The organism is Pseudomonas sp. SDO5591_S426 (genome assembly GCF_054070755.1).
In genome coordinates this window covers 1-3,363 of record NZ_JBSVXD010000336.1, presented here as the reverse complement: position 1 = coordinate 3,363, position 3,363 = coordinate 1, and the positions used below count along the sequence as shown (strand labels likewise).

The window sequence follows — 3,363 nt, the reverse complement described above, 5'->3', positions numbered from 1 at the left end:
TTAAAAAGCAAGATCAAAAGATCGCAGCCTGCGGCAGCTCCTACAACATTAGTCAGCCGCACCCGGCTCCGTCAGCACCTTCCTGAACGTCTCCACCAACGGCCGCAGATTGATCCGGTGCCATGCCGCCCACAGCGGTCTGGTGAGGGAAATCCACGACACTTCCCGCAGCACCACGCCCGGCGGTGCGTTGCGGCTCAAGCCTTTCTGAATCATCGCGATGCCCAGTCCCGACGCCACCAGAGCCATTGCAGTGAAGGGACCGGTGGCTTCCATGCGGATGTCCGGGGTAAACCCTGCGCGGATGCAGGCGCTGACGAAGTTTTCGCGGCTGCTGACATTCTGGTGGTGTTGCACGCCAATCCACTCCTGATCGGCGAGATCTTCCGGGGTCAGCACGGTTTTCTGTGCCAGCGGATGTTCCTCGGGCAGGGCCAATAGCATCGGGTCGTCCAACACCTGAAAACCCAACAGGTCCGGATCGTCGTCCGTCGGCGGCTCGCTGACCAGGGCGATATCCAGACTACGCTGACGCAGGCCTTCCAATTGTTCGACGGAACTTTGGTTGTACAGCGCGACATGCACATTCGGCCGGTCAACCCGCAGCACGCGCAAGGCATTGGGCAGGACGCCCGCATGCATGGCGTTTTCGATATAGCCGATGCACAACCCGCCTTCCTCGCCACGGCCCAGGCGTTTGCCGAGGGATTCCAGGCGATTGGCGTGGGTCAGCAATGCGCGGGTTTCGGCGAGGAAAGTCTGGCCGTCGCGGGTCAGGCGAATGCGTTGCTGGCTGCGCTCGAACAGGGTCAGGCCAAGCCGTTCTTCGAGCTGGGCGATCTGCCGACTTAAAGGCGACTGGGAAATGTGCAGACGTTCGGCGGCGCGACCGACGTGTTCTTCCTCGGCGACGGCGACGAAGTAGCGCAATTGGCGGATGTCGATCATGTCAGACCTCTGGGGACTCAAGTGCTGCGCATTATGTCTTGGACGGTCCGATCGCTGCAATCTAGCATCTGCTCAACGGTCACCCAACTGACCTCAGAAACTGACGAGGATTGAATCATGAGCTTGAAAGACAAACTGCCCGGCGCGCTGGGCTTCGGTACTGCACCACTGGGCAACATGTTCCGCGCCATTCCTGAAGAGGAAGCGCAAGCCACCGTCCATGCGGCCTGGGATGCCGGCGTGCGTTACTTCGACACCGCACCGTTCTACGGTTCGGGCCTGTCGGAAATCCGCCTCGGCACCGCATTGTCCCGCTACAACCGCGACGACTATGTGCTCAGCAGCAAGGTCGGCCGGGTGATTCTCGACGAAGTCGAAGACGCCGCTGCCCGCGATCTGGGCGAGAAGAGCGGGGTGTTCGAACACGGTCGCCCGAACAAGATCGTCAATGACTACAGCGCCGACGCAACGATGCGTTCGATCGAAGACAGCCTCAAGCGCCTGCAAACAGATCGCCTGGACATCGTCTGGGTGCATGACATCGCCCAGGACTTCTACGGCGATCAATGGCTGGAATACTTCAACCAGGCCCGCACCGGCGCATTCAAAGTGCTGACTCGCTTGCGTGAAGAAGGCGTGATCAAGGGCTGGGGCCTGGGTGTGAACAAGGTCGAGCCATGCGAATTGACCCTTGATCTAAGCGAAGCGCAGCCGGACGGTTTTCTTTTGGCCGGCCGCTACACTCTTCTCGACCATGACCGCGCCTTGCAACGCTTGATGGACGCGGCGCTGGCGCAGAACGTTGAAATCGTGGTCGGCGGCCCTTACAGCTCGGGCATCCTGGCCGGTGGCGCACACTTCGAATACCAGAAGGCGAGCCCGGCGATCATCAACAAGGTCGAGCAGATCAAGCGCATTGCGGCGGCCCATGGTGTCGACATCAAAGCGGCGGCATTGCAGTTCTCGTTGGCCAACCCGGCGGTGGCGGCAGTCATTCCAGGTGCCAGCCGTCCAGAGCGGATTGCCGAAGACGTGGCCGCGCTGTCGGCGGTGATTCCTGCAGCCTTCTGGCAGGCGCTGCGCGACGCGAAACTGGTGTCCGAACGCGCACCTTTGCCAATCATTGGAGCCTGAACATGAAAATCGATTTGAGCGGAAAACTGGCGATTGTCAGCGGCAGCACTGCCGGCATCGGCCTGGGCATCAGCAAGGCGCTGGCCGAATCCGGCGCCACGGTGGTGGTGATCGGCCGCGAGACGTCCAAGGTTGAGCAGGCGCTGGCGAGCATTCGCCAAAGCGTGCCCGATGCACAACTGCGCGGTTTGACCGCGGACCTGGGCACCGCCGAAGGCGCCGAGAAACTCTTCGCCGCCGAGCCGCGTGCGGACATCCTTGTGAACAACCTCGGGATCTTCAACGCAGTAGATTTCTTTGAGACGCCCGACAGCGAGTGGACGCGCTTCTATGAGATCAACGTGATCTCCGGGGTACGCCTGTCCCGGCATTACGTGCCGGACATGGTCAAGCAGGGTTGGGGCCGGGTGATTTTCCTGTCTTCGGAATCCGGCATCGCGATCCCGGCTGACATGCTCAATTATGGCGTGACCAAAAGCGCCAACCTGGCGGTGTCCCATGGTCTGGCCAAACGCTTGGCGGGCACCGGGGTGACGGTCAATGCGATCTTGCCTGGCCCGACGCTGACCGACGGCGTGGAGGAAATGCTCAAGGATGCCATTGCCCAATCCGGTCGTAGTCTGCGGGAGGAGGCCGACGCCTTTGTACGCACGGCCCGGCCGACTTCGATCATTCAGCGCGTGGCGAATGTCGAGGAAGTGGCGAATCTGGTGGCGTACATCGCTTCGCCATTATCCTCAGCCACCACTGGCGCAGCCCTGCGGGTCGATGGCGGTGTCGTCGACAGCATGGCAATCTGAACCTGATTGATTGAGAGAGCACATTACATGGCATCAGCATCTGCGTTTATCGACATCCCGGCCTCGGCCGATCAGGTCTGGCAATTGATCGGCGGTTTCAACTCGCTGCCGGATTGGCTGCCGTTCATTCCCAAGAGTGAACTCAGCGAAGGCGGGCGGGTACGCAGCCTGCAAACCGCCGACGGCGCTGCAATAGTCGAGCGCCTGCAAGCGTTCGACAACACCGCGAAAACCTACAGCTACTCGATTTCGCAGGCACCGTTCCCGGCCACTGATTATCTTGCGACGATCAAGGTTGAAGCGCTGGGGCAGGGTGCGCGAGTGACCTGGTCCGGTCGATTTGAGCCGGTGGGCGTGAGTGATGAAGAAGTGGTGGCGTTGTTCACCGGGATTTATCAGGGTGGGCTTGAGGCACTGCGGGCCAACTACCCGGCGTAAGCTTTTTAAGATCGCAGCCTGCGGCAGCTCCTACAGGGTTTGT

4 protein-coding genes are annotated in these 3,363 nt (G+C 60.9%); 3 read left to right on the top strand and 1 reads right to left on the bottom strand.

Annotated elements, in window-relative coordinates:
• Positions 1-48: 48 nt before the first annotated feature.
• Complete coding sequence (locus tag ACW9JC_RS29500; RefSeq protein WP_457459454.1) at positions 49-948, bottom strand: LysR substrate-binding domain-containing protein; 900 nt, start codon at positions 946-948, stop codon at positions 49-51.
• A 117-nt stretch (positions 949-1,065) separates the two neighbouring features.
• Here ACW9JC_RS29500 and ACW9JC_RS29495 point away from each other — a divergent pair, with 117 nt between their 5' ends.
• Genes ACW9JC_RS29495 through ACW9JC_RS29485 form a run of 3 tightly spaced genes read left to right on the top strand, consistent with a single transcriptional unit; the run spans position 1,066 to position 3,320 of the window.
• Entirely contained in the window at positions 1,066-2,082 is a 1,017-nt protein-coding gene (locus ACW9JC_RS29495) for an aldo/keto reductase (protein WP_338586125.1), read from the top strand.
• Between the two features lie 2 nt (positions 2,083-2,084).
• Positions 2,085-2,882, top strand: a complete 798-nt coding sequence (locus ACW9JC_RS29490; protein WP_457459452.1) for an SDR family NAD(P)-dependent oxidoreductase — start codon at positions 2,085-2,087, stop codon at positions 2,880-2,882.
• Between the two features lie 27 nt (positions 2,883-2,909).
• A complete protein-coding gene (locus tag ACW9JC_RS29485) occupies positions 2,910-3,320 on the top strand; it encodes an SRPBCC family protein (RefSeq protein WP_457459450.1) in 411 nt (136 codons plus the stop codon).
• Positions 3,321-3,363 lie beyond the last annotated feature (43 nt).

Bases quoted from the DNA above. Each gene is read 5' to 3' on its own strand.
- ACW9JC_RS29485 (WP_457459450.1), top strand. From the start codon at position 2,910: ATGGCATCAGCATCTGCGTTTATCGACATCCCGGCCTCGGCCGATCAG.
- ACW9JC_RS29500 (WP_457459454.1), bottom strand. From the start codon at position 948: ATGATCGACATCCGCCAATTGCGCTACTTCGTCGCCGTCGCCGAGGAA.
- ACW9JC_RS29495 (WP_338586125.1), top strand. From the start codon at position 1,066: ATGAGCTTGAAAGACAAACTGCCCGGCGCGCTGGGCTTCGGTACTGCA.
- ACW9JC_RS29490 (WP_457459452.1), top strand. From the start codon at position 2,085: ATGAAAATCGATTTGAGCGGAAAACTGGCGATTGTCAGCGGCAGCACT.